Here is a 24,222-nt window from a genome sequence, read left to right as displayed (position 1 = left end):
TCACATTTCTTCATTGCTGCTGCTTTCAGGACTCTCCTCTTGAATTTCTGCGACCGGGTTTTTCAGTTCTTTTTCTCCCGAGGTAAACATAAATCCGATAATCATTAACAACGCAGAAAGCACAATAACCTGAATAATCAGCGAATCGTTTACGCCTGTAATTTTGCGGGCATCGGGGATGGAATAAAAAAGTAAAATCGTAATCAATCCCCTTGGCGCAATAAACAGGGTGGGCATAAGGGGTTGTCGGAATGCAAACAGGAGGAATAAGCGAACGATAAAAATAACGCCAACAATCGCCAGCGACCAGCCTAATGTTTCAATGTTGAGCAGCGACTGCGTTTCGATGAGATATCCAAACAGAAGGAAGAACAAGGAGCGAATCAGAAATGCGGCTTCTGTTGTGATTTCATGAAAGGCATACACTTCATCTTCAATTTCATTAAAACGAAATCGCTGTATGATTTTGAATCGTTGCAAAAGATTAAGGTTGCTCAGGAAAATTCCGAATACGAGAATAAAAATTAGTCCTGGTAAATGATACACCTTGGTGATGGCGTAGGTTAAAATGATCAATAAAATGATGGGCGTATACTTGATGTGATGATCAATCCGGTTTAACATCATAGCCAATCCAATGGTGCCAACCAATGAAATTAAAAAGATGATGATCAGATCAAGTCCAAAATGTAAAAACGAACTTCCGTCGATCACTTCATTGGCCAACATAAAATTGAAAAACAAAATTCCGAGAATGTCAGAAAGACTACTTTCATAAGTAATGAACTCGCGGATATATGGGCGCGATTTTTTTACCGAGGGTATTGCAATAGCACTGCTGATGATGGTGAGCGGAATAATATTTAAAAGCGCATTATTGAAATCTACATGATAAGCCAGGTAAAATCCGTACGACATCAAAAACGATAGCAATAGGAGCGGGATAAGCGAAAGAAGGAAAGTATTAATGACAATTTTCTTTTTACTTCGGTCTATTTTTAATTCCATTGAACCTTCCAGAACAATCATAATTAATCCGATGGTTCCCAGAATGGGTAAAAGTGAATTAAGGTCGGGCATCCGAAGATGAAAAAGTTCCGTTCCCCGGCGAACCAGCCAGCCGAGACCAAGCAATAAAATAACGGAAGGAATTTTTGTTTTAGAAGCACTCAAATCGAAAACATAGGCGATGAGCAGCAATACGCAAATCGTTATGATAATTTCGGTGCTCATGGAATGTTCCGGTTTGGTGGAGTAAAAATAACAGAAAAACGCTACAAACGGACATTATTCCAGTCCCGCATCTTTTCGCAGTTGCGTTGAGGTTTTGCGGGATCCATCGTGACTCCAACCCGGAGGTCCAAATATATACATGAATTTCGCTTTTAAACCCGGAGCTTTTTTTACATCCTCAGCTATGTTTTTAAACTCATGAAAAACCACCACGCGCGGATCGTGAGAATGGATGTTTTTGGTAATGCCATAGACTACCGCTTCGCTTTCCTTTTCATAGGTGCCAAATAGTTTATCCCAGATGTTTAAAAACATCCCCATGTTTTTATCGAGATAACGAACATTGGATCCATGATGCACGCGATGTTGTGAAGGAGAAATCAGAATAAGATCGAACCAGCCATAATTTTTTACGTATTGAGTATGCAGAAAAACACCATAAAGCTGAGTTACCGAATAAGCAAAGAAGATGTGCTCCACTTTAAAACCGAGAATCACCATGGGAATAAAATAAATAAAACGATAGAGCGGCTCAAACAAGGAAGAGCGGAGTCCAACCGTTAAATTATATTCCTCCGAATTGTGATGGGTAATGTGAACGGCCCAGAACAGGCGGACATAATGATCCACATAGTGAATGGTCCAGAAAGTGATATCTTCAAATAGAAAAAGTAAAATCCAATAAGCAATTCCCTCATTCCATTCAACGGCGCGATAAGTTAAAATTTCCGTAAAAAAATAAATGGCAAACAAACGCATTAATAAATCGAGTCCTGTATTTACAATCATCAAATACATGTTTTCCCAAAATCCCGCAACGGAATAACGGTGGTTGCGCTCTTTATTGGACACATACATTTCTAATCCGATAAAGATGACAAACAGTGGCGTGGTAATGAGAAAGAGGACTGTTTCCAGAAAATTTTCCATGGAGCAAATTTAGTTAATGTGAACTAAAGGTTTCTTAAAGGATAAGAGAAATTGCAGGGATTAATCCGTAGATTTGAGAAAAGAATGAGTTTGGAACCGATTTTTTATGGATTAAGCACCGGAATGGTGATGAGCGTCATGCTCGGTACCGTTTTTTTTGCATTGATCCAGAACTCGATCGACAACGGATTTCGTAGTGGGATTTATATCTCCATGGGGGTGATTGTTTCCGATACCATGCTTATATTAATAACACGTTCTGGAGCCGCTTATATTCCCGAAGGAGGAACAACAGAAAACTATGTCCGGATTGCCGGAGGAATATTTTTGTTGCTCTACGGATTAAATAATTTCCGCTCACGGAAGAAGGCGGCATTTCCCGAAACCAATGGAGGTCGGTTTTGGCATTTTGCGGGAATGGGATTTTTACTCAACGGATTAAACCCCGGGAATTTTATTGGCTGGACCGCTATTTCTACGCACATCACTCAGGTGGCCGGATATTCGCTTACAGAAAGTGTATTTTTTTATTCCGGTGCATTGAGCGCCATATTCGGTATGGAGACATTAATTGCTTTAGGAGCCTCTAAGTTGAAACGATTTATTACCGATCGTTTTTTAACCATCATCGACCGGATTGTCGGTGTGATTTTCATCGGATTTGCGCTCTACCTGATTTTACCTTTTTTTACGAAGTAAAGGGATAATTCTCCAGGTTACCGCGATATAAATAACGATCCGCAAACCATTTTAATTCCTCTAATTCTTTTCGTGTTTCGGCATCAAACGCATTTCGTGTTTCAGCTTTAAAGCAGGATTGAAAATCTCTGAATTTTAAGTGACGAATTTTTCCTTTTTCAATGGAAGCATGCAAGTAGAGCAATCGGCTTTCTATAGCCGTAATTTTGGTTCGATTCCCTTTTTTACCTATGGAAAAACGAAAGGTTAAGGGGAGGTGACACCATTTAAAAATATCGTAGGCTACAAAATCGCCCATGGAATAAACCACAAAACTTTCTTTCTTTTCTCCACTGAATGGATCGGTAACATGGATCAGTTCCGAAGGTTGAGCATTGTGAGGGTGACCACCAAGCACCAGATCTATTCCCGTTTCTTCTATAATTTGTTTGATGTTGTTCACAGAATGCATGGAAGGATAAGGCTGGTAAGCGCAACCCATATGTAAATGCGCAACCAAAAAGTCAGCACCTTGCTCGCGGGCCCATTTTGCTTGTTGAACCAGTCGCGAAATATCCGGATGAGGAAGGTTCAAGGCAAGGTGATCACACATCCACGTTTTATCCGGAGGAAGTTGTTCCGCATTCAACGAAAAGGTAGCGGCTAAAAACCCTACTTTAATTCCTTTTTTTTCGATGATGGGTATGCTGAACACATCTCCTTCTTGTTCTCTCGCCCCACAAAACGAAATTCCTTTTTCATCTAAAAATTGCATAGTGGAACGAAGTCCTTCAACTCCCATATCCAGCGAATGATTATTGGCAACCGACAACACATTGTACGATTTGTATTTCAGATTTCCGTTGAACACATTAAACATGTCCTCATTGGCATTAAAATACATATGGTTAAGCATCACTTCAGGAACAAAGGATGCTTTTTTACTTCTATCGAGTGGCGTTTCCAAATTGGCTGTTACAAGATCGCTTCCAAAAAAATCATTTCCGATTTCATCCCAGAGTCCGGCACAATGATCCGGATGAATGGAAGCATAAGGCATTAAATCTCCACCTGCACTTAAGGTAATTTCCGAATCGGGAAGGAAGGAGGAGTCCTTTTTAAAAACAGCGTCCGACAAATGGAATCGCGTTTCGGTATTCAGTTCTTTTTCTGCTGAGGTAATGGCGCGGTAATAATATTTATGTCCGAAATAAAGCTGCTCCGCTTTCTTCATGTGCAAGGGATCTTCGTGGTGTTCCGGCCAAACACTTTCCCAGTCTTTTGCACCAAAAAGCCTTCGCAGTCCAAATAAAGCCCGCACGGTAGCGGTTAGAAATTTTCCTTTTGCCGACCAGGCCCTTACCGGATTATATTTTCTTCTGTCGAATGTCATTTTGCGACTCGAAAAATACAGTTAAATCGGACGTAATAAAACGATTTCTAAATCAAAATCAGAAATTCAGCTCAACCAAGCTGGCTTTTTGTTATTTTTCAAAAAAGGGAAATTATGGCTAGTCACCGCGCAGCATTAAAAAAACTGGAACAAATCCAACGTTCCTTTACGAAAGAGGATATTATAAAATGTCTTCAGTTGTTTAAAGAGCTATCGCCCCGCAAAATGGAACATGGTAAAGAAATGATTCATTATGCTGAATTATGTTTGTTTACACTAGCCTATCCTGCAACACGCGAATTGTTTGATTTAGCAGAGAAACGATTGAAAGAAATTATTGCTCAGGTAGAGCAGTTTGGTAAAAAGCACAAAGAACAGCTTTATTATAATTCCGGAATTCCCGGATCAGAAATCTGCGCTAATTTTTCATTAGTTCATAATGAATGGCTGATCGAAAAATTTGGCGAACAGGCGGCATGGTATTCCGAAGGACAAAACGAAGCGTTTATTGCGGGACTTTTAAATTTCAATTTAAATCCGATGGAGCAGGAAGTGATGAATGCTTCAAAATCAGAATGGGATGTTTGGTCGGAAGAAATAACAGGAAGTAAAAAAAGCAAACACCAATTATTGCGTCACGTAGTGCAGGAGACCCGTCGTTTATCCCTTCCGCTGGCTGCCAAAGAATTTATTTTTTCGGAGTTTAAAACCTATACATCCTGGAAAACAAAATCCGATGCACCCACCATGTTTGGAGCCCGGGCACCAAAGAGTAAACGATTTATTCATAGCGACGGCATTTTGAAACGAATGGATATTAGCACTGCACTCGCACAAGGCGTGCCTAAAAAGATTTCACTTTCACGAAGTGATAAAGAGAAATTGATTGATTTAGGAAAGGGAACACTGGCCGGTTTGCAACGGGAGACCGATCCCATTACTTATGCGCAGGTGCAGGAGACCGAGTTGTTTGATATGGGAAGAGGAATCAGCATTGCGTTATATTATATGCAACCGGAAATGAAAATGAGTTTGCAATCGTATGCAGGATACATGCTGTTTAAAAATGGTGTTCCCTGTGCTTACGGAGGAGGTTGGTTGCTGAATAAAGAATCGGGATTTGGCGTAAATATTTTTCCTCCATTCCGTGGAGGCGAATCTGCCAATGTGGTTTGTCAGTTGCTGCGTTTATATGCCCTGCATTTCCGCGCCGATACATTTACGGTGGATCCATATCAAATCGGACTCGACAATCCGGATGGAATTCAATCCGGCAGCTTTTGGTTTTATTACCGATTGGGATTTCGTCCCGAACAAAGCTCTTTGTTTAAGCTGGCAGAAAGCGAATTCAAAAAAATCACAAGCAAAAAAGGATACCGTAGCTCCGAAAAAATATTGTTGCAATTAGCCCATTCGAGTATGCGTTGGGTACATCCTGCACGGAGCGACAGAAAATTTATTTCTCCTGATAAATGTGGCGATAAAGTAACTGCATTTATCAATAAAAATTATCAGGGAAACCGTTCGCTCGCACTAAAAAATGCGCTGGAAAAAATAGAAGCGAAATGCGCGAGAAAATATTCACCCCATCATTCCGTTGCTGCCATTGCCGTTTTAGCGGATGCCACAGGTTATATTGAAAAAAGTTCTGCTTCAGAATTAAAAGCCTTTTTAGAAGTATATGCCTTTAAAGCGAAAAGTGAGTTGACCTACATTCACGATGTACAATCATTCCCTCACTTTTTCGAAGGCTTGCGGTAATTTAGTGCGCAACAATTAATTTGGAATAACCATTGGTAATTCCGTCTCTGTTTACTGATTCCAGCAGATAAATTCCGGAAGATAATCCGGAGGTTTGAAGGATATGATTTTTTGCGCCTGTATTTGGAATTTGAAGCAGCATTTTGCCCTGCATGTCGCGCAATACAAATCCATCGATGGAGGAAGCATTTTCATTGATTTCAATGACCACAAATTCGTTGGCGGGATTAGGGAACATCCGAAATGTTTTTTCCAGGGTTAATTCAGGCGTGGACGTCCAGGAACAAGCTACTGTATTTCCCGGAATATTATTATCGAGCCATTCAATGCGCAACCGGATCCAGTTTTTTAAACGCAACACTTCTTCGCTGTAACTCACCGATGGCGATTCCACTTCGGGAGCGCCGGTGTTTAGACCCATGTGTCCCCAATATTCATAATGGCGTTGTTGCGATTCGTCCAATACGTTTGACATCGAATCGATATAATTAAAAAGATAGGTGGTGTCTAAAATGGAGTGGCGTAAATTTTCATAACGGCAACGCAGCGAATTTTGAAAATTGGTGTCGCTCATCATACGCACATACCAACCGGGAGAATTTACATCCGGACCACAATCATTAATATGATGTGCCCAACCGGATCCGTCGGTCGCTTCGAAAATACTGCAGCCCCAGATGTTTTTCCATGCCCAGTCGAAATCCCACACCGGACCTGCAAATAGTTTATTCCATCCGCTTACCGGATCTTTGTCCTTATGGAAATAAGAACTTTTTTTAAACCCGTCGTTATTTCTGGCTAATTCATTAATGATAAGATAATCGAGAAAGGAAGTTAAATCGGCGTACTGCAAATAATTGTTACTGGTATCCTGAAAATTGACATCATATAATTTCGTCTCGAAATCATTAATAAAAGTAGCGATGTAGGTTTTTTGCTGCGGTGTAATTACATCGGGTTTTGGATAATGGTAAACGAGGTGAACATCGTAGGATGGATGATCGATAGGATGATAATTGAGTAACCATGAATTGGAATTATCCCAGTAATCATTTTTAATAATGTATCCACCCGTTAAATCACGACCTGCATTTTCATTGGTGTCGAGTTTTGCAATGTCCACCCGGTTTGCATCGCGCTTAATGGTTTCGGTATACATGTAAATTCCCTGGTATTCGTTGTTGAGGAGGACTTCACAAAACTGAAAACGGGTTGCATAATTTCCTGCTTCTGCAAAAAGTTTATAGGCAAGTGCATTGCGCAAAAAACTTTTGTCGTTGTAGTTTGCAATCAAATGCCAGTCGTGCTCGGCCGGCATTCCTAAAATTACGCTGTCGAGTTTTGCTCCAATGTTATCGCGCAGTTCTACATTATAAGGTTTTTGCGGTAAAGATTGCGAATAAGCACCTCTCATTTCTATTCCGATGTTTCCATCGTAAATATTGGCGATATCACTGGGGTGATTACGAAGTACGGGACCATAATCGATGACTTTCATGGTTCCGTTAATTTTTGGTTCGTCGGGAATGGTGTTACCTCCGGTATTTAATATCACCAATGGAATATTGGTGCTGGAAAATGCAAATGGAATAGGTGCATTATTTCCAAAGGTGATACTCCAGTTTAAAAGATTACCCTGGTCCTGCGCCCACTGATCGGTGATTCTTAAAATCCAGTTTCCATTTCCGTTTTGACCATTATTCGCATTTCCTAAATTGGACTGTGGTTTAAAATTTCCCGTAAATGGTGCACTACCGGTATTGATGGATGAAGCAGCATTCTGATCGAAACAGGTAGAAGTAAAATTATCACCGTCGCCACCAACGCCCGAAAACAAGGTCATCACCGTTCCATCCGGTGCAATTAACTTGGCATCTAAATCCGAATCCCAGGTATGTGTAATAGTGATGCAAACACCAACAAGCCCATGAGATTGGTCAAGGGTTGAAGGGGATAGTCCGCCTACATTAATGATAAAATCGGTGGCAGTATTGTTATCAGGAATTAATCCCCCGCTTCCGTTAAAGGTTTGTGCTATTCCACTTGCAGCCGTAAATGCAAGAGCTGCCAATAAAGCGATTCTCATGTTGCGTTCTTGTGTGCCGAAAGTTAAGGATAAGTTAGGCCCAAGCCCTAAATCCGTTTACCTGCTTTTGTTTAAGCTTTAAAAGCCGGCGTCTGGTAGTATTACTATTGTTGAAAATCAAGCAAATAACACTTATTGTTTCACAATGTGATGAAAATAGTTAAACAAAATGCTTGGTTTTGTTTAATCTTTTCATAGATTTGTTCAACAAAAAAACAAAAGAGTATGACTGCCATTGAATTCAATCAGCATGTGCTAATGATGAGACCGCGATTAAAAGCGTTTGCCATTAGTCTGACTTCCGATCAGGAGGACGCGAAGGATTTACTTCAGGATACTGTATTAAAGGCCTTCACTTATCGTGAAAAGTTTGCCGATAGTACCAATCTCGGTGCATGGTTATTCACCATCATGAAAAACACCTTTATTAATAATTACAGAAGAAGAAAAAAATCGAACACGATTGTGGACGGAACAAAAGACTTACATTATGTCAATATTCCACAAACCAAGGGATCGATTTCTCCCGACTCTGTATTAACGGAGAAAGAAATTTTAAAAGGCATTGATGAATTGGCTGATGAATATAAAGTTCCATTCAATATGCATCTGGCCGGATATAAATACAAAGACATCGCCGATAAGATGGGAATTCCCATTGGTACGGTAAAAAGCAGAATATTTCTTGCCCGTCAAATACTGATGGAAAAGTTTACCGATTACCGTTTTAATTGATAAAATCAGAATGAAAACAGCCATTGTTATTGGAGCAGGTTTTGCCGGACTTTCCACCGCGTCGTGTTTGGCAAAGCAAGGCATGAAAGTTACGCTGATTGAAAAAAACGAATCGGCAGGCGGACGTGCACGCGTGTTCCGTAAAGATGGATTTACATTCGATATGGGACCATCGTGGTATTGGATGCCCGATGTGTTTGAACGATATTTTTCATTGTTCGGAAAAAAACCATCCGACTATTTTCAACTTGAACGATTGAGTCCCTCTTACCGCATTTATTTTTCACCGGGTGATTATATGGATGTGCCTTCCGACATGAAGGAACTCGAAGCGATGTTTGAATCGTACGAAAAAGGAAGCGGAGAAAAATTGAGAAAATTTTTAAAAGACGCGCAGTATAAATATGAAGTAGGAATTAACGACCTGGTGTATCGTCCCGGTTTATCACTCATGGAATTTGCAGACCGCAGAGTGTTGGGTGGACTAATGAAGATGCATTTATTAAAATCGTTTTCTTCCTATATACGCAGTTATTTTTCTCATCCGCGTTTACTTCAGTTGCTCGAATTTCCGGTTTTGTTTTTAGGAGCCAAGCCCGAAAAAACACCGGCGCTCTATTCATTAATGAATTATGCCGATATGGCATTGGGTACCTGGTATCCGGTGGGAGGAATGGGAAAAATTGTTGAAGGGATGGAACGCATAGCTAAAGAAATGGGTGTAGAAATTTTATTGAATACAACCGTAGAAAAGCTCGAAACCAACAACGGAAAAATTACTGCCGTTCACACCAACAATGGAATTTATAAAGCAGATGTCATTGTTGGAAGTGCAGATTATCATCACCTCGATCAGGAAGTGCTGGATAAAAAGGACAGAAATTATTCCGCCCGTTATTGGGATAAACGCGTAATGGCCCCTTCTTCATTAATTTTTTATTTGGGGTTAAATAAAAAGCTGAAGGGAATGCTTCATCATACTTTGTTTTTCGATGAAGATTTTGGTCAGCACGCCAAAGAAATTTACGATCATCCGCAATGGCCGGAAAAACCATTGTTTTATACCAGTTGTCCATCCGTCTCCGATCCCTCGGTAGCACCGGAGGGACATGAAGCATTTTTCATTTTAATTCCCGTTGCGCCCGGATTGGAAGACAATGAAGAAATCCGTGAAAAATATTTTAATCTGGTGATCGATCGTTTTGAAAAACTGACCAATCAAACTATCCGTGAACACATTGTTTTAAAACGATCGTATGCGCACAAGGATTTTATTCATGATTATAATGCGTTTAAAGGCAATGCATACGGATTAGCCAATACGCTGAAGCAAACAGCAGTTTTAAAACCACGAATGAAAAGCAAAAAAATTTCCAATTTATATTTTACCGGACAGCTTACCGTTCCCGGTCCGGGAGTGCCGCCCACATTAATAAGCGGACAAGTAGCTGCACGATTAATTGCAAAAGAAACTGGTATTCCAAATACAATCTAACATGGCAGGAAAAAATTTATTCGATGAAGTTTCGGTGCGTTGTTCAAAAATGACAACGAGATCTTACAGCACTTCCTTTTCGATGGGAATCCGCTTTTTGAACTCCCGGTTCAGAAATCCGATTTATGCCGTATATGGATTTGTACGGTTTGCAGATGAGATTGTGGACACCTTTCATGAATATGACAAGGAACACTTGTTGCAAAAATTCAGAAAGGATACCTATGAAGCGATTGAAGATAAAATTTCACTCAATCCCATTCTGAATGCCTTTCAGGAAGTGGTAAATAAATACCGGATTCCGATGCACCTTATTGATACGTTTCTCGATAGCATGGAAATGGATTTAAATAAAAACAGCTACGATCAGCATGGTTATGAAAAATACATTCTTGGATCTGCTGAGGTAGTCGGTTGTATGTGTCTTCGTGTTTTTGTAGAAGGAAACGATGCGCTTTACAACAAGCTTGAACCTTTTGCCATGAAACTGGGATCGGCTTTTCAGAAAATAAATTTTTTGCGCGATATCAATGAAGATGTCAACGCCCTCGGAAGAATTTATTTTCCGGGAGTGGACATGTCGCAATTCAACGAAGCAACCAAAAAGCAGATTGAAAAGGATATTGAAAAAGATTTTCATGAAGGCTACACCGGAATTCTTCAGTTACCCAAAGATGCCCGTTTTGGGGTATATGTGGCCTATGTGTATTATTATCGCTTGTTCACAAAAATAAAATCATTGCCGGCTAATAAAATCATGAATGAGCGTGTGCGTATTCCCAATGGAAAAAAATACAGTTTGTTTCTTTCATCTTTTGTACGCCACAGTTTTAATCTGATATGAGGAAACAATTACTCTTTCTTCTTTTTATTGTCGCCGCGAATTCAATCATTGCTTCACCCACAATTACAGAAGTGCGGAAATGGTATTTTCAGGCATCCACGAATAATTCCGTGGTGGATAAAATCATACAATCTATTTCAGATAACGATGCCAAATCCGATTTTCGTTTACGGGCTTATAAAGGTGCGGCTATTACCATGACGGCCGATCAAAGTTATAATCCTTTCGAAAAACTGAAACGCTTTAACGAAGGAAAATCGCTCATAGAAAGTGCCATTAAAGAAAAACAATCCGATACCGAATTGCGCTTTATACGATTTACCGTTCAGGCAGAATGTCCTTCTTTTCTCGGATATTCATCGGAATTAGAGAGCGACAAAAAGCTCATTTTAAACAATTGGTCTTCTTTCCGCGAAAAAACCAATGATTCGTATTATATTAACCAGGTGAAAAAATATTTGCTGCAGTCCAAACACCTCACTGAAGCGGAGAAAAAGTCACTCCAATAACCGGAACATGAATCCCATTCATCAGGAACACGTTGTATTGGTAGATACCAATGATCATCAGATCGGCACCATGGAAAAAATGGAAGCGCACCGTCAGGGCGTATTGCATCGTGCATTTTCTGTTTTCCTGTTTAATGATCAGAACGAATTGCTGCTTCAAAAAAGAGCATTGAGTAAGTATCATTCAGGGGGATTGTGGACCAATACCTGCTGCTCTCATCCTCGTCCGGGAGAGTCTGTACAGGATGCGGCTTTACGCAGACTCAAAGAAGAAATGGGAATTCAGTGCGACATCGATCCGGCTTTTTCATTTATCTACAAAGCAAAATTCGAAAATGAATTAACGGAACATGAATTCGATCATGTATTCATTGGCTCCTATAACCAGCAACCTTCCATTAATCCGGAAGAGGTTTCCGATTACAAATGGATTTCGTTGCATGAATTAAAATCTGATCTGGAAGAATTTCCGAATAGATATACAGCCTGGTTCAGAATTTGCTTTGATGAGTTAATGGACTATTACGATAAAAAAATTAAAAACAAACGCGCATCATGATTGCTACCGTCATCCGTAAATCATCCTTTAATTCTGCTCATCGCTTGCATAATCCGGAGTGGACAGAAGAAAAAAACAATCAGATTTTCGGTAAATGCAATCGTCCGAATTACCACGGGCATAATTATTCTCTTTTTGTTCACGTAACGGGTCCAATAGATCCGGAAACGGGTTATGTTATGGACACCAAAATTTTGGGTGATTTAATGGAGAAATTAATTGAAGAACGTTTCGATCACAAGAATTTAAATCTCGACGTTCCGGAATTTGCGCATTTAAATCCCACCGCCGAAAATATTGCAGTAGTTATCTGGAACATTTTACGTCCACACATTGTTAGTTCTATGCAACTCAAAATTGTATTGCATGAAACCGACAGAAACAGTGTTGAATATAGCGGACAATAAAATCCGCATCTGGGAAGAAGAAGGAAACGAACACCTTTTCACTGGTGTGGAAACACCCATGAGAAAAGACGCATTTGAATTATCCGATGCTGAAAAAATCTCAAAAATCGCCTATCACTTTTCCGAGATCATGGAGACGCTTGGTCTCGACCTAAACGACGATAGTTTAAAAGGAACACCGCATCGTGTTGCCAAGATGTATGTGGAGGAAGTATTCAGTGGATTGAATCCCGCCAACAAACCAAAGATTGCTTTATTTGAGAATAAATACCATTACAAGGAAATGTTGGTGGAAAAGGACATTACGCTTCATTCCTTTTGCGAGCATCATTTTGTCCCCATTTTCGGAAGAGCGCATGTGGCTTATATCAGCAATGGAAATGTAATCGGATTATCGAAAATTAACCGCATTGTCCAATACTTTGCTAAGCGTCCGCAAGTACAGGAACGCCTCACCATTCAGATTGCGGAGGAATTAAAACGCGTGTTAAAAACAGAAGACGTAGCGGTGATTATTGACGCAAAACACATGTGTGTTTCTGTACGCGGAATAGAAGATGTAAATTCTTCAACGGTTACCTCCAGTTATCATGGTCAGTTTTTAAACGAAGAAACCCGCAGAGAATTTTTTTCTTATGTGAAGATGGGTTAACCCTTTACTCCCCCTTTATCGCTTTCAACGCCTCTTTCACGTGTTGTTCAAAGCGAATGAGTGAACTGAATTGGTGAATGAGTTTCCCCTCCCGGTTAAATACAAAGGTTTCCCTTCCTGAAACCAATCCCAATAAACCTCGCTTCACACCAAAAGCTTGTTGGGCTTTTTTATCGGGATCGCTAAGTAGATTAAAAGGCAATTTATTTTTTGCTGCAAAGTGTTGATGCGATTTTTCATCATCGGCAGAAATTCCGATCACTTCTGCTCCGGCTTCAGTGAAATCTTCATAATGATCGCGAAAGGCACAAGCCTCACGGGTGCAGCCGGTGGTATCGTCTTTCGGATAGAAGTAAACTACCATCGATTTTAACCCGATAAATTTTCGTAGTGAAATCAATTCCCCCTGTTCGTTGCTGAGGGATAAATCTGGAATTAAATCTCCGGTTTTCATACAGCTTTTTTTTCGTCCAGCGCAAACTTAAAGCGTTTTAGAATACGATCGCGCGCGAAGGTGTGATCAATTATGGGGTCGGGATATTTTTTAGTGCCATATTCCGGAATCCACTTTTTAATATAGATTTTATCAGGATCAAAATTTTCTTGCTGTGTAGTGGGATTAAACACTCTGAAATAGGGTGCCGCATCGGTTCCTGATCCGCATGCCCATTGCCAGCCGCCTATGTTGGAGGCACATTCATAATCCAGTAATTTTTCTTTAAAATAGGCTTCGCCCCAACGCCAGTCAATCAGCAAATGTTTGGTGAGAAACGATGCCACCACCATGCGGGTACGATTGTGCATCCAACCTGTTGCATTCAATTCGCGCATACCCGCATCCACCAGCGGATATCCGGTTTTTCCCTGACACCAGGCTTCAAAATGGGCTTCATTATTTTCCCATTGAATATTATCGAACGCGGGTTTAAATGATTTTTCTATCGTATGGGGAAAATGATATAGAATCATTTGGTAGAACTCCCGCCAGATTAATTCGTTCAGGTATTTTTCGTTCAACTTTAAGGCGGCACGGGTAAGTTGACGAACCGAAATGGTACCGAACCGCAAATGCAGACTTAATCGTGAAGTGCCATGCAGCGAAGGAATATCTCTGGTTTCATGATATTTTTTGATGATCTCATCACTGCATTTTTCCTCAGGAAAAGGAATGCCTGCTTCTTCAAATCCCAATTCCTTTAAGGATGGAAAGTATAGGGGAGAAGTGGAATATAGTTTTTTAAAGTGCGGGGTGCAGGATTGCAAAGCAAGATCGCTGTCCTGCAATTTACTTTTCCATTTTTTCGAATAAGGAGTAAAAACAGTATATGGTTTTCCATCGTCCTTAACAATATCACTCTTTTCAAAAATCACATGGTCTCTGAAGCCGTAAAAGCGAATGTTTTTTGTTTGCAAAAATTCATAAACTGCTTTGTCGCGTTCCAATGCATAGGGTTCATAATCCCTCCCCGCATATACTGCTTCCACCTTGTATTCATTCAGGATTTCTTTCCAGATTTTTAAGGGCTCTCCAATTTTTATCAATAGGTCTGAGCCGTGTTCCTGATAGGTCGTTTTTATTTCCTTTAATTTCCGGTGAATGAATTCTACACGGGCATCCTTTTTATTCTCCAGTCGGTTCAGAATATTCGTGTCGAAAATAAATAAGGGAAGTACGTTTTTTTCTTTTTGCAGCGCTTCGGAGAGGGGACGAAGATCCTCTGTTCTTAAATCACGCCGGTGCCAGAAAATGCTGATGGATGAACTCATAAAGGGTAAACAACAGCGTCCCGATTTTGTTTAAGGTGAATATTACCTCCATTCCCGGCCACTACCTGCTTGATAATTAGACCCGAATTTTCAACCCTCTTTCCTTTGATTTCTCCCTTTTTTTAGGTATCATTGATAGCTTCTCCTATTGCCAAAAGAACATGAAACAGCGCCTTGTTGCTATGATTCTATCGGGCTTATTCTGCTCGGGATCTTTATTTGCTCAAATCTCCTCTCCTGTTCAATCAGGAACCATCGAATCCTTGCCCTATCGCTTGCGAAAACAGCAATGGAATGAAATCGTTTCGGAACGTGGATTACATTCTTCTGCTTTTCGCAAAGCGGATGGTACTTACGTAAGTTATTTTTCGAAAGAGCTGGTGAATTATTATTCACCGGAGGGAAAATTAATCCCCGTTAATATCGAATTAAAACAGGAAAAGGAAGGATGGTCTGTCAGCGAACAACCGCTGCCTGCATTTGTCAATACCAAAGGAGAATTGTCGTTTCGCTATAATGAAAAACAAATTGTTTTTTCTTCGGCTGTAAAAATTAACGGACAATCCCTCTCTTCCGGTTCTGCCAATGTTCATGGCGATACAGCCATTTTTCACAATGTGGTGAATGGTGTGGACAAGTTTATTTTGTTTCGTCAGGGCGCAGTTAAATACAATTACATTTTTAAAAATGCATCCGCCGTTCCTCAGGGAGATTTAATTATTGAAGAAGAATATACAGCGGATGAACCCTTTGTTATTTCTGCAGCGGAAGAATTAAGTGAACAGCGCGCAAAAGGAGTGGCGGGTCATTTACAAATGATCAATTCTGCCGGTAAAGAAATTTTGCACCTCAATACCGTGTTTTGTTATGATGCAGCGAATAACTGGACCGTTGGGGAATATCGTTTTGTGCAACGCGGCAATCGGGTTCAGCTTCAATTGATCGTCAACGATCAGTGGATGCACGATCCTGCGCGTCAGTTTCCCATTACCATCGATCCGCTGGTGGTGGGACCAACCACTACCTATCCGAATTTTTACATGCCCTCTTGTTTCGCGCCCAATTATAATGTGGATAGTATTTTAATAACGGTTCCTGCAGCAATTACGGTTAACAACCTCAGTGTTACTTCCAGTTATTATGCCGATCCTTTTACCACTACCGTGATGGGAGATGGTTCCATGTATTTTAGCACCAGTTGTAATCAGTCCACCATTTTCACCGTTCAACCCCCAACGGGAAATACACCGGGTACGGCTTACCTCGAAGATTTTAATATGAAAAGTCCTTTGATGTGTTGTTATCCGCAAACCTGTAATCAATACACATTCTATCTGCGAATGCATTTGTCGCGCAGTTCCAACGGTAGCAGTTGCAATACAACCTATCTCTACTATACACCATCCACCCTTTGGCCTTTTTCTGCTTATATCGAAGGCAACACAGTAGAAAGTTATACATCACAGGTGTACCTCAATCCTGCTACACTTTGTGCCAATACTTGTCAAACCACCGCTACCATTTATGCGCGTTATGGTGTTCCGCCGTTTACGTTTTCGCATCCTTGGAGTGGAACAACTTCAACTGCGGGTGTGCCGGTAGGTTGTAGTCCCGTAAATGAAATTGAACATCTCACCCTCGATCTTCCGAATTGTCCCAACTATTGCGATCCGGCAACTTCCTTGGCGGTTCCATCACCAACGGTGACTGATGCCTGCGGAAATTCAGTGAGTGGCTGGCCGTCTTTATCACTTACCATTAAACCGGTTGCGCAAGTCACCGCTACACCGGATAGTCTCGCCATTTGCAACGGCGCAGATGTGAACCTCGCATTAAACGCCTGCTTGCCCGGTGCAACAATCAATTGGTTTGGAAATGGAATTTCAGGTACCGGAAATATTACAGACAGTTTGCTGAGCAATACCGATACTATACTTCATACCAGTAATTATTCGGCATTTGTAACCATGAACGGTTGTACCAGCGATACCATTCTTATTCCGGTTACCGTTGAACCAAATTTGAACATCAATTTTACCAGTGATCCCGATCCTGTTTTCATTACGCAGAACACCACTTTTCATCCCCAGATTCAAACACCGGGAACATTGCTTGGTTATTACTGGAATCTTGGCGACGGAACCACAGAAAGCCTTTCTGATCCGCAACACATCTACACCACTCCGGGCGAATATCTCATTTGCTTAGGAACGGCAACCAGCAATGCTTGTGTAGATACACTTTGCCGCTTAATCAATGTACTGCCTTTAACCATTGTACCACCTAATGTTATTTCACCCAATGGTGATGGAATAAATGATGCACTGGTATTTCCGTATCTTGAATTCTATAATGGAAATACATTGGTTATTATGAACCGGTGGGGACAAACACTCTACGAAAAAAATAATTATCAAAATGACTGGACAGGTGATGGTCACCCCGACGGAGTTTATTATTTTGTGCTCCATGCCGGCGATCAGGATTATTCCGGATACTTTCATATTATGAGAAACAAATGAGAAAAGTTTTTACAATTCTGTTTTTTATTTCCCTTGCAACAGGTTATTCCCAAAGTATAACTCCAACGGTTATTGCTTCGGCAGGGGATCATTTTTCTTCAGCCACTGCACAAATCAGCTGGACCCTCGGCGAAACGGTTATCGAAACCGTGGGCAGCGCATCTGCAATCTTAACGCAAGGCTTTCATCAGTCCGATTTAAACGCCAATTCGGTAGAAGAGCAGAGTCAGCAATTTTCCTGGAGTGCATTTCCAAATCCAACAACCGGAATGGTAAAACTCAGTTCAACACAAACGTATTCTTTATTGGAATGTCAGTTATTTACCATTGATGGAAAACAGATTTATTCTACCGGGTATAACATAGCCTCAAGTTTTCAAATCGACATGAATTCCTATCCTTCCGGAATTTATTTATTGGAAATAAGAAACAATGAATTCAAACAACATTTTACATTGATCAAACAATAAACCATGAAAAAAGCATTAGCAGTTTTAGCCTTCTCTATTCAGTTTTTGTTCACTCAGGCACAAGCTCCGCAATCATTTTCCTATCAGGCCGTGGCGCGTGATTTAAGCGGAAATGTATTGGGCCAACAAAACGTGTCCTTCAGAATTTCTATTTTACAAGGCAGTGTAGTGGGAACAACCGTGTATTCCGAAAGTCATAATGTAACAACCAATGATTTTGGATTAGCTAATCTAAAAATCGGATTAGGAACAGTAATTAGCGGAACCTTTTCTACCATCCAATGGGCAGGAAATAATTTTTTCATTAAAGTAGAAATGGATGCCAGCGGTGGTACAGCGTATCAGTTAATGGGAACCACTCAATTGTTATCGGTTCCTTATGCACTGCACGCACAATCGGCGGCGAGCGTGAGTAGTTTGGGTCAGAATGCATATCAGGCTACAGGAACAGGACAACTTTCCGTTACAAGTGGAGTAACAACGTATACCCTCATTCCGGGCTTATCGCTTAACATCACTATTCCTGCAAATGCAAAAGTGATTGTGCATACCGATGGAGGAATTCAATGTACAGCAACAGGTAATGCGTATTCAATTGTTGATGTTGGAATCGCAGTGAATGGAACCATTCAAACCGAACGCAGAATCGTTGCAGCGAATACTACAGGACTTGCACAGGTGATTGAGAACTGGTCCATGGATAGAGTCCTCACCTTATCTGCGGGTGCACACACCTTTCAGGTGAAAGCGGTTTATCCAACCGGTACCGGAGCTTCTACTGCCAATGTAAGTTCAGGAAGCGCTCCGCAATTACAGGGGACATTAACAGTTACTGTAATCGGATTGTAATCGCAGTGTTCTTCAGTTTTAAGTGATAGATTAAAGAAGAATCACTCAACAAACTCAATATTGAAATCGACCAATTCAACAAAGCTTTGAATACGGGCATCGATTTCTTCTTCTTTTAAATCGGCAATACGTTCCGTTCCGAATTTCTCAACGGTAAAGGAAGCCAGCGATGATCCGATGATAATCGCACGTTTCATGTTTTCGAATGAAATATCTTTCGTGTGTGCAATAAATCCGATAAATCCACCAGCAAATGTATCACCCGCTCCGGTTGGATCCATAACTTCTTCTAATGGTAAAGCAGGAGCAAAGAACATGTGTTCCTTATCGAACAACAAGGCTCCGTGTTCACCTTTTTTAATTACCACATAGCGCGGACCCATCGTAAGAATTTTACGTGCAGCTTTTACCAATGAATATTCACCGGAAAGTTGGCGCGCTTCTTCGTCGTTAATGGTAATTACATCTACTTTTTTCATCACCTCACGCAGTGCATCCATTGCAATGTCCATCCAGAAATTCATGGTGTCGAGCACCACCAGTTTCGGACGCTGAGGTAATTGCTCTATCACGCGCATTTGGACTTTCGGATCAAGATTTCCAAGCATCAGAAATTCTGCGTTCTTATAAGCTTCCGGAACTACAGGATCAAAAGTGGCGAGCACATTTAATTGCGTATCGAGAGTATCACGCGAGTTTAAATCGTAATGGTATTTACCGGCCCAGAAAAAAGATTTTTCGCCTTTTTTAATTTGCAGTCCCTCAATGTCGATGCCTTTTGATTTTAATTTATCCAGCATTCCCATATCGTAGTCGTCGCCAACAACACTTATCAATTGATTTTTTTTGTTGAAATATGAAGCAGCAAGAGAAATATAAGTAGCCGCTCCGCCAACAATTTTATCTGTTTTTCCGAAAGGCGTTTCAATGGCGTCAAAGGCAACAGTTCCTACAATTAAAAGACTCATGGTTTAATTTTTTTTGCAAATATAAGAGATTCATCGCATTAGAAAACCATTGATAGTTAGCCGACTAAATAATTTATCGCGAATTCCTCTTTCCCAATTTTGGAAATTTTCAATTTTTTTAATATATTCAGAATATGAAAACCAGGCCAACACCTATAGCTATTGGGCTTTTGCGCGATAATCGATTATTCGGCGAACAACTTAATGGAATAATAATCACCTCATTCTCTACTTTATGAAAGTCCTTATTGTAGAAGATGAGCTCCTGATCGCAAAAGTGTATTCCATTCATTTTTCCAAATCAGGCGTGCAGGTTATTGCCACCGTCACTCATCCGGATGATGCCATTGAAATCATGAAAAATGAAACACCTGATGCCATTATATTGGATGTTCAGCTTAAGGGTGGAGCAGACGGAATCGGTTTTGCGCGCTTATTGCGAAAATCATGGAATGGTCCCATTGTTTTTACAACAGGAAACAGTTACATCAAAACCAATCAGGATATTTCCGATATCCCGAATTGTTTTGTTATGACCAAACCCGTTGAATCGGAATTGCTTCTTCGGAAGATTCGCGAAATGATGAAATAATCAGATTTTTTTTCTTCCCAATTCTTTATGCGCTTTGGCATAATGACCGGCAGATAATGCAGCGGAAATACTCAATTCGCCTCCTAACACCACCGCGGTGATGATCTCTGCAAATTTTCGTGATTTACCCGCACCCAGACAATCCATCATTTCAAGGCATTCACGTTGACTGGGTAAATGTGTTCCGCCACCTACGGTTCCCACAATAAGGTTAGGTAAAGTAACCGATGCGTAAATGTCGCCTTCCTGCGTGCGTTCCATTCGGGTAATTCCTACACTGGCTTCAGAAACACAGGCTACGTCCTGACCACAAGCCATAAAAATAGCTGCTAGTCCATTCGCAACATGTCCCTGCGCACCAATGGCGCCGCTTTGAATAACACCAAGCGTTGAGGTTCTCCAATATTCTTCTAAACGTTCAGGAGTGGTTTTTAAAACGGAAGTCACAATGGACTTTGGTAAGAGGACTTCTGCAGAAACTTTTTTACCGCGTACTCCAACAAAAGAATTGATCGTCGCTTTTTTCTCTCCGCTGAAATTCCCTTCTACAAACCATTCTTTCGGCGTAACCGGCGATTTTTCTTCAATGTATTTACAAATGGCATCGGCACAAAAAGTGATGATGTTTTGTCCGGCCGCATCACCGGTGTTGAATTCAAAAGTGAGGATAACGTGATTCCCTTCAACGTGCGCTTTCATTTCCGATAATTCGGCAAAGCGACTTTCTTCTGCAGATATTTTTCTGAAAATAACTTCTTGTTGCAATACCCAATGCAAAAAATTCATCACCTCAGACAGGTCGTTGAATTTAAATACCGGACAGCGCTGCACACCTTCGGAAACACAAACCGATGTAATTCCTCCTGCCAAACGACAAGCTTTAGCTCCACGGTTGTATGCCGCCACAAGCGAACCCTGACTCGTGGCCATGGGGACAAAAAATTCACCGCTTGCTTCACTTCCTAATACACTAACAGGACCAATTACTCCGGTTGGAATCATGGTCATTCCAATGTAATTTTCAATATTTCCCTGCATGTGGGCAAGATCTTTCAATCCGCCATTGGAACGTAATACAGCATAATTTTTTCCGGTGCTGTCAGATACCAATTCCATTCTGCGAATCTGACCTGCGTTGCACACCTGCTCATCACTTTGTAAAGAATCATCACGATTAAGCATGATTCTATTCTTTACATCATCAGAAAGTTTACCAAGTTTATTATTGCGAACGAGTTTTTCAATGTTCTTTTTTGCTTTCTCCAACGAAGCGCTCATAACGAAAAGATTTATAACAAATATACATCAAAATTAAATCCCCCAATGTGCTTCGGACGGATTGAAAATGAGCGGCTTTAGCACCTAAACAAGCTTTCAAATTTAATTTAGATAATCGGCCGGAATGGCTTGTACGCAGAAAAAAGAAAATGGTTTTGTCACCCGCAGGGTGATAAAAAAAACGGGAGAAGCAATGGTTGCGTGCACTACAAACACATCGCTTCCCCCTTCGGAAGGAACAGGAAATTGGAAAATCAGTTGTAAAAATGAAGAATTCCGAAAAGCATCAATCGGCCATTTTTATCCATTTATGCAAATCTGTTTTTCCATCAGAAACAATTCGGATGATATAGGTGCCCGGACTAAATCCCGGGGTATCTATGGTAATGAATGAACTGGAATACTGAGCGGATAACATCAGTTTTCCTTCGAGATTATATACTTCCACCAATGATGTGTTTTCCTGCTCAAGTTGAATATTGAGATAAGAAGATCCCGGATTAGGGTATAGTTGGGTGAAGTGAATTTTAGTGCTTTCCTCAATGGAAAAGGAACGGATTTCTTCCTGAATTTTTTCTTCTTCCTGAATACGTTCAGGAGTGGATTCGCACACCACAGGCAATGTAGAAAGAGTATCGGCAGCTAAACTGTCGATCGTAGTTTCTTTAATCACTTGTTCCGGTTCCACATAGGCCACATCACCCATTATAGCATAAGTCTCTTCCAGCCGGATCGACAGGCGGGTGCTTTCTTTGGTGATGGTAATATCTTCTAAAGAACGATAGCGGTTGATATGCGATGCGTGTACAGAAATTTTTCCATTGATAATTTTTCCGGGAAGCAACTCAATTCTGAATGTTCCGTTGGCCATGGTTTTTGTTTCTGCAATGAGTTCTGTTCCGGAATACACAGAAACATAGGCACCGGATACGCCTTTGTTGTCCATATTCAGAACTTGTCCGTAAACCACACTTGTTTGTGTATTGGTATTATGCGTTTCTATTGCTTTTACTTCGCCTTTAATGGCAACTTTTCCCATCTTCTGAGCTTGTGCTTCTTTTTGGAGGGAGAAGAGTCCGCCAATAGCCAGCAACGAAATGGCCCATCGTTTAATACGGGTTTCTTTTTTGGAGGTTTGGTTATGCGGTGTTAGTTTCAGATCCAGTTGTTCAGGTAAAAATCGTCCGCAGGTTTTGCCGTCGGCTTCTTTTAGATGCTGGAGAATTTCCGCTTCGTTTTTGCGGGTAAAATCCATTACTTCTTTAGTGCACACCGCACAGAAGCGTCCTTGTTCGGTTGGATTCATTTTCCCCCAGTTTTCGTGGCAGGGTTCAGGGATAAAAAGTGAAGACATGGCCTTTGGTTTTCGAATCTGTACACGCAGATCCGTTCCGGGTTCAAAGGCGTAGAAAAAATTATTCTTCCATCTGAAAAACCAATAAACCTTCGCGACTTAACATCGGTTGCAGGATGGTATAGGCATTTTCGGGTGTTTCGCCGATTTGCCACTGGTTGGAAAAATAAAAATCGCCGTAATCGCATTCCAGGCATCGTTCAAATTCGGCATAGGCTTTTCCGCTTTCCGAAAGTTCAAATTCTTTGTGCGTGAATTCAAGGTAGCTTTGCGCATCAATCACCGGCAGGTCTTCACTATCTATTGCATGAAACATTCCGCTACCGAATGGCGGATCCATTTCATCGGGAGAAAATGATCCTAAAGTTTTTCCTTTAAAGAAAAGATACTGCATCAATGCGCCGATTTAAACTGGTCTAAAAAGCGGACATCATTCTCCGAATAGAGTCGTAAATCTTTTACCTGGTATTTTAACTGAGCAATACGCTCAACTCCCATTCCAAATGCAAATCCACTGTATTTTTTCGAGTCAATTCCGCAATTTTCCAGGACGGCAGGATCTACCATTCCGCAACCCATAATTTCTAACCAGCCGGAATATTTACAAACATTACATCCATCGCCATTGCATAATGAACAGGAAACATCCATCTCTGCGCTGGGTTCAGTAAAAGGGAAATAAGAAGGACGCAAACGGATTTTTGTTTTTTCTCCGAACATTTCCTGTGCAAAATATAAGAGCGTCTGCTTTAAATCTGCAAACGAAACATTCTCGTCGATATACAATCCTTCCACCTGATGAAAGAAGCAATGTGCACGTGCCGAAATGGCTTCATTCCGGTAAACTCTTCCGGGCATAATCATTCGGATCGGAGGTTTGGTGCTCTCCATTATGCGCACCTGGATGGAGGAGGTATGAGTGCGTAAAGCAATATTGCGTTCTCCGCTTTCAATGAAAAAGGTGTCCTGCATATCGCGTGCAGGGTGATTTTCCGGAAAATTCAATGCGCCGAAATTGTGCCAGTCGTCTTCAATTTCTGGACCATCAGCCACAATAAATCCGAGACGGGAAAAAATCGCGTCGATTTCTTTTCGCACAATGGAGAGGGGGTGACGAGCACCTAATTCCATCACTTCTGC

General features: G+C 40.9%; 24 protein-coding genes. 13 read left to right on the top strand and 11 right to left on the bottom strand.

Going from position 1 to position 24,222, the window contains the following annotated elements; translation table 11 throughout:
• Both K1X56_05560 and K1X56_05555 read right to left on the bottom strand, forming a co-directional pair.
• Window positions 1-1,233 (bottom strand): sodium:proton antiporter, encoded by a 1,233-nt coding sequence (locus K1X56_05560; protein MBX7094168.1) that lies wholly within the window; start codon window positions 1,231-1,233, stop codon window positions 1-3.
• A 54-nt stretch (window positions 1,234-1,287) separates the two neighbouring features.
• Window positions 1,288-2,163: a sterol desaturase family protein gene (locus K1X56_05555; protein MBX7094167.1), complete on the bottom strand. Its 876-nt coding sequence runs from the start codon at window positions 2,161-2,163 to the stop codon at window positions 1,288-1,290.
• An 84-nt stretch (window positions 2,164-2,247) separates the two neighbouring features.
• Between K1X56_05555 and K1X56_05550 the strand changes: the two genes are divergently transcribed.
• Window positions 2,248-2,862: a LysE family translocator gene (locus K1X56_05550; GenBank protein ID MBX7094166.1), complete on the top strand. Its 615-nt coding sequence runs from the start codon at window positions 2,248-2,250 to the stop codon at window positions 2,860-2,862.
• On the opposite strand, the gene K1X56_05545 is transcribed toward K1X56_05550, so the two are convergent.
• Complete coding sequence (locus tag K1X56_05545; GenBank protein MBX7094165.1) at window positions 2,852-4,234, bottom strand: CapA family protein; 1,383 nt, start codon at window positions 4,232-4,234, stop codon at window positions 2,852-2,854. The genes K1X56_05550 and K1X56_05545 overlap by 11 nt on opposite strands.
• 114 nt (window positions 4,235-4,348) lie before the next feature.
• On the opposite strand from K1X56_05545, the gene K1X56_05540 reads away from it, so the two are divergent.
• A complete protein-coding gene (locus K1X56_05540; GenBank protein MBX7094164.1) occupies window positions 4,349-5,995 on the top strand; it encodes a hypothetical protein in 1,647 nt (548 codons plus the stop codon).
• Window position 5,996: 1 nt separating this feature from the next.
• Here the strand turns inward: K1X56_05540 and K1X56_05535 are convergent, their stop codons facing one another.
• Window positions 5,997-8,081 (bottom strand): CotH kinase family protein, encoded by a 2,085-nt coding sequence (locus tag K1X56_05535; protein ID MBX7094163.1) that lies wholly within the window; start codon window positions 8,079-8,081, stop codon window positions 5,997-5,999.
• 225 nt (window positions 8,082-8,306) lie between these two features.
• Here K1X56_05535 and K1X56_05530 point away from each other — a divergent pair, with 225 nt between their 5' ends.
• The 7 genes from K1X56_05530 to folE are packed head-to-tail and all read left to right on the top strand — an operon-like array spanning window position 8,307 to window position 13,282.
• Window positions 8,307-8,816, top strand: a complete 510-nt coding sequence (locus K1X56_05530; protein MBX7094162.1) for an RNA polymerase sigma factor — start codon at window positions 8,307-8,309, stop codon at window positions 8,814-8,816.
• Window positions 8,817-8,826: 10 nt separating this feature from the next.
• Window positions 8,827-10,311, top strand: a complete 1,485-nt coding sequence (gene crtI, locus K1X56_05525) for a phytoene desaturase (protein ID MBX7094161.1) — start codon at window positions 8,827-8,829, stop codon at window positions 10,309-10,311.
• 1 nt (window position 10,312) lies between these two features.
• Complete coding sequence (locus K1X56_05520) at window positions 10,313-11,155, top strand: phytoene/squalene synthase family protein (GenBank protein ID MBX7094160.1); 843 nt, start codon at window positions 10,313-10,315, stop codon at window positions 11,153-11,155.
• Window positions 11,152-11,664 carry a hypothetical protein gene (locus tag K1X56_05515; GenBank protein MBX7094159.1) on the top strand — a complete coding sequence of 171 codons (513 nt, stop codon included), beginning with the start codon at window positions 11,152-11,154 and terminating at the stop codon, window positions 11,662-11,664. Before K1X56_05520 ends, K1X56_05515 begins: the two co-directional genes overlap by 4 nt.
• Before the next feature lie 16 nt (window positions 11,665-11,680).
• Entirely contained in the window at window positions 11,681-12,223 is a 543-nt protein-coding gene (gene idi, locus K1X56_05510) for an isopentenyl-diphosphate Delta-isomerase (protein MBX7094158.1), read from the top strand.
• A complete protein-coding gene (locus K1X56_05505) occupies window positions 12,220-12,630 on the top strand; it encodes a 6-carboxytetrahydropterin synthase (protein ID MBX7094157.1) in 411 nt (136 codons plus the stop codon). Before idi ends, K1X56_05505 begins: the two co-directional genes overlap by 4 nt.
• On the top strand, window positions 12,590-13,282 hold the full coding sequence (folE, locus tag K1X56_05500; protein MBX7094156.1) for a GTP cyclohydrolase I FolE: 693 nt from the start codon (window positions 12,590-12,592) through the stop codon (window positions 13,280-13,282). Before K1X56_05505 ends, folE begins: the two co-directional genes overlap by 41 nt.
• Before the next feature lie 4 nt (window positions 13,283-13,286).
• On the opposite strand, the gene K1X56_05495 is transcribed toward folE, so the two are convergent.
• Together K1X56_05495 and K1X56_05490 are read right to left on the bottom strand one after the other, a co-directional pair.
• Complete coding sequence (locus K1X56_05495) at window positions 13,287-13,736, bottom strand: peroxiredoxin (GenBank protein MBX7094155.1); 450 nt, start codon at window positions 13,734-13,736, stop codon at window positions 13,287-13,289.
• Window positions 13,733-15,049, bottom strand: coding sequence for a DNA photolyase family protein (locus K1X56_05490; protein MBX7094154.1), 1,317 nt, complete (start codon window positions 15,047-15,049; stop codon window positions 13,733-13,735). The genes K1X56_05495 and K1X56_05490 overlap by 4 nt, the downstream gene beginning before the upstream one ends.
• Window positions 15,050-15,210: 161 nt before the next feature.
• On the opposite strand from K1X56_05490, the gene K1X56_05485 reads away from it, so the two are divergent.
• From K1X56_05485 to K1X56_05475, 3 genes are read left to right on the top strand one after another with little or no spacing between them, the layout of a single operon-like run.
• Window positions 15,211-17,571 carry a gliding motility-associated C-terminal domain-containing protein gene (locus K1X56_05485; protein MBX7094153.1) on the top strand — a complete coding sequence of 787 codons (2,361 nt, stop codon included), beginning with the start codon at window positions 15,211-15,213 and terminating at the stop codon, window positions 17,569-17,571.
• Window positions 17,568-18,041: a T9SS type A sorting domain-containing protein gene (locus K1X56_05480; GenBank protein MBX7094152.1), complete on the top strand. Its 474-nt coding sequence runs from the start codon at window positions 17,568-17,570 to the stop codon at window positions 18,039-18,041. The genes K1X56_05485 and K1X56_05480 overlap by 4 nt, the downstream gene beginning before the upstream one ends.
• Window positions 18,042-18,044: 3 nt before the next feature.
• The gene (locus tag K1X56_05475; GenBank protein ID MBX7094151.1) at window positions 18,045-18,890 is read left to right on the top strand and encodes a hypothetical protein; all 846 of its coding nucleotides are present in this window, start codon (window positions 18,045-18,047) and stop codon (window positions 18,888-18,890) included.
• Window positions 18,891-18,931: 41 nt separating this feature from the next.
• On the opposite strand, the gene K1X56_05470 is transcribed toward K1X56_05475, so the two are convergent.
• Complete coding sequence (locus K1X56_05470; GenBank protein MBX7094150.1) at window positions 18,932-19,858, bottom strand: bifunctional hydroxymethylpyrimidine kinase/phosphomethylpyrimidine kinase; 927 nt, start codon at window positions 19,856-19,858, stop codon at window positions 18,932-18,934.
• Between the two features lie 235 nt (window positions 19,859-20,093).
• On the opposite strand from K1X56_05470, the gene K1X56_05465 reads away from it, so the two are divergent.
• The gene (locus K1X56_05465; GenBank protein ID MBX7094149.1) at window positions 20,094-20,450 is read left to right on the top strand and encodes a response regulator; all 357 of its coding nucleotides are present in this window, start codon (window positions 20,094-20,096) and stop codon (window positions 20,448-20,450) included.
• Here K1X56_05465 and K1X56_05460 read toward each other — a convergent pair whose 3' ends face one another.
• The 4 genes from K1X56_05460 to pheS form a co-directional block, all read right to left on the bottom strand.
• Window positions 20,451-21,728 (bottom strand): hydroxymethylglutaryl-CoA reductase, encoded by a 1,278-nt coding sequence (locus K1X56_05460; GenBank protein MBX7094148.1) that lies wholly within the window; start codon window positions 21,726-21,728, stop codon window positions 20,451-20,453.
• Between the two features lie 286 nt (window positions 21,729-22,014).
• Complete coding sequence (locus K1X56_05455; GenBank protein ID MBX7094147.1) at window positions 22,015-23,082, bottom strand: T9SS type A sorting domain-containing protein; 1,068 nt, start codon at window positions 23,080-23,082, stop codon at window positions 22,015-22,017.
• Between the two features lie 61 nt (window positions 23,083-23,143).
• Window positions 23,144-23,479 (bottom strand): hypothetical protein, encoded by a 336-nt coding sequence (locus tag K1X56_05450; protein MBX7094146.1) that lies wholly within the window; start codon window positions 23,477-23,479, stop codon window positions 23,144-23,146.
• The coding region (gene pheS / locus K1X56_05445; GenBank protein MBX7094145.1) for a phenylalanine--tRNA ligase subunit alpha at window positions 23,476-24,222 on the bottom strand (747 nt) is incomplete at its 5' end. The genes K1X56_05450 and pheS, both read right to left, overlap by 4 nt.

This window comes from Flavobacteriales bacterium (assembly GCA_019694795.1).
Lineage (GTDB): Bacteria > Bacteroidota > Bacteroidia > Flavobacteriales_D > UBA2798 > UBA2798.
Note: the sequence above shows the minus strand (reverse complement) of the source record. Positions and strands in the feature narration are given on the sequence as shown.